Origin of the sequence: Streptococcus suis (genome assembly GCF_002964045.1) — a bacterium.
Classification (GTDB): Bacteria; Bacillota; Bacilli; order Lactobacillales; family Streptococcaceae; genus Streptococcus; species Streptococcus suis_U.
In genome coordinates this window covers 1-290 of the sequence record NZ_POPB01000116.1, presented here as the reverse complement: position 1 = coordinate 290, position 290 = coordinate 1, and the positions used below count along the sequence as shown (strand labels likewise).

Below are 290 nucleotides of genomic sequence, written 5' to 3'. Positions count from 1 at the left end.
CTTTCTTTTTCAAATTTTTGATGTCTGAGACAGAATTTGGTGATTCTGGATGTACTTCTGGATAACAGGCTCCAATAATGTCAAAATGTGGAGCTTCTTCCTTGATAAAGGAAATCAAGTCAGTTGCATACTGGAAGTCCTCTTTAGGGGGAAGATCTTCAATAATATCGCCACGAAGTGCTAAAATCTGATGCACACCAATTTCATCGAGAGAATGAAGAACGGATCGGACCTTTTCTTTTGTCAAGTAAGCAGCTGGCAAATGTGCGATAGTTGGAATATGAGATCGG

At 39.7% G+C, this 290-nt stretch carries 1 protein-coding gene; it reads right to left on the bottom strand.

Translation table 11 applies throughout. The annotated features are described in order from the left end of the window. Nucleotides 1-290, bottom strand: a 290-nt coding sequence (locus C1E99_RS00505) for a methylenetetrahydrofolate reductase (RefSeq protein ID WP_193441769.1), incomplete at both ends; no start/stop codon positions are given.